The organism is Pseudomonas sp. Sample_9, from assembly GCF_004307535.1.
GTDB lineage: Bacteria > Pseudomonadota > Gammaproteobacteria > Pseudomonadales > Pseudomonadaceae > Aquipseudomonas > Aquipseudomonas mercuritolerans.
Genome location: NZ_RAZO01000355.1, coordinates 1 through 1,513, shown reverse-complemented (window position 1 = coordinate 1,513; position 1,513 = coordinate 1). Strand labels below are relative to the sequence as shown.

Below are 1,513 nucleotides of genomic sequence, written 5' to 3'. Positions count from 1 at the left end.
ACAGCTGGGCAACACGCCGGCGGTGTGCCGCAAGTGCTACATCCACCCCGCCGTGCTCGAACATTTCATGCTCGGCGCGCTCGCCGAACTGCCTCGACCGCGAGTACGCAAAGGCCTGCGCGCCGAGGAAGTAGCCTTGGCCATGTTTCTCGAACGCATGTGTGAGGTGACCGAGGCATGCTGATTTCCGGCACAACATCACCCCCCCGTAGGAGTGAGCCTGCTCGCGATAGCGCTCTGTCAGTCGACATGTTCATCAACTGACGCATCGCTATCGCGATCAGGCTCACACTCCTACAGACGTTTGCCGACGAGTTGAGGCGGGTATTTTTTGCACGATCACGCAGGGCTTCTATAGTTGATCTGACACGAATCAACTGCGGTGGCGCCATGGAAGACATTTTCGTCGTGAAGCGTTGCACCAAAATCGTCATTCACGGCCGCCGCGCCGAAGACAGCCAGCAGGAACCCGCCGAAGCATCGGCATGGTTTCGTATCTGCGACACACGCACCGGCGGCTTTTTCGGCGATGGCTTTGACCAGCACGCGGATGCTCAAGCTGAATGTCAGCGCCTCAACGCAGCGAGTTCTCAACTACCGGCCCGCCTGCACTCCGGCTGATGCCCGGCGATAGCGGGTCTATACTGAAACCAGCTGATGGAGCAGCACCCCAACGGCAGAACGCTCGCAACCTGCGGGCTTTTTGTTGCGGTTCAGCGGTTTCATAGAACGGAGGTGTTCCATGTCCGAAAAAGAGTCCATCACCACCCTCCTCACCTTGCTTGACGCCCGCCAGGCGCGCCTTGCAGCCGCCTGCAAAGAGATCGCCGACTGGGTCGATCATCAGGGCGGACACCCGACGGCACTGCGCATTCGCGATCGTCTGCATGACATCGAAAAAGATGCGCCGCTGATTCGCGACACGTTGTCGACACTCAAGCCGATTGACCGTCCGTTGCCACGGTTCAGATAGGCGTCAGCGTAGAAGTCCTCTCTGCACAGGCGCAGAGAGGACGGCGATTGGTGGACTCCGGCGCCTCAGTCACCCTTGCCCGTACGCGCACCGCCATGGCTGTGCTGCCCGCCGACGCGTGCCTTTTCCGCCCGGTCGACTTTCACGTTGACCGAACTGCCGCCTTTCTTGCCGGCTTCCTTGATTTTTTGCGGATCCTCGGCAAACGGTTGTCCCCTGTGGTGATTGGTCATGTTCATGCCCTCGAAATAGTTTTAGACATACACTCTCCAGACTCTAGTTGGGGCAAATTACAGTTCAACTTGCTGCCGACCAATGGTTATGAAATGCAAAGCGAAACGGCGACATGACCCGACTCTTTTCATAACCGACCTCAATCATGAAAAGTTATACGAAGCGGCGCAGAAAAAACAGTCTGTATAAGTTTCATCACAAACTTACCGTTCATCGGGCTGGATAAAAATTTTCAAAACATTCTTCGCCGGCTCGTAATCGGAGTAGATGTCCGGTGCGACAACGGACATAACTAGCGAAACGTTA

3 protein-coding genes and 1 pseudogene are annotated in these 1,513 nt (G+C 56.6%); 3 read left to right on the top strand and 1 reads right to left on the bottom strand.

From position 1 onward, the window contains the following. From D6877_RS20425 to D6877_RS20415, 3 genes and pseudogenes are all read left to right on the top strand, one after another. Positions 1-184 (top strand): annotated as a pseudogene (locus tag D6877_RS20425) (DNA topoisomerase IB); the annotation flags it as partial. 206 nt (positions 185-390) lie between these two features. After that, positions 391-621: a hypothetical protein gene (locus D6877_RS20420; RefSeq protein WP_130911928.1), complete on the top strand. Its 231-nt coding sequence runs from the start codon at positions 391-393 to the stop codon at positions 619-621. A 121-nt stretch (positions 622-742) separates the two neighbouring features. Then, positions 743-973: a hypothetical protein gene (locus tag D6877_RS20415; RefSeq protein ID WP_016774936.1), complete on the top strand. Its 231-nt coding sequence runs from the start codon at positions 743-745 to the stop codon at positions 971-973. Between the two features lie 65 nt (positions 974-1,038). Here D6877_RS20415 and D6877_RS20410 read toward each other — a convergent pair whose 3' ends face one another. After that, the gene (locus D6877_RS20410; protein ID WP_130911927.1) at positions 1,039-1,206 is read right to left on the bottom strand and encodes a general stress protein; all 168 of its coding nucleotides are present in this window, start codon (positions 1,204-1,206) and stop codon (positions 1,039-1,041) included. Positions 1,207-1,513 lie beyond the last annotated feature (307 nt).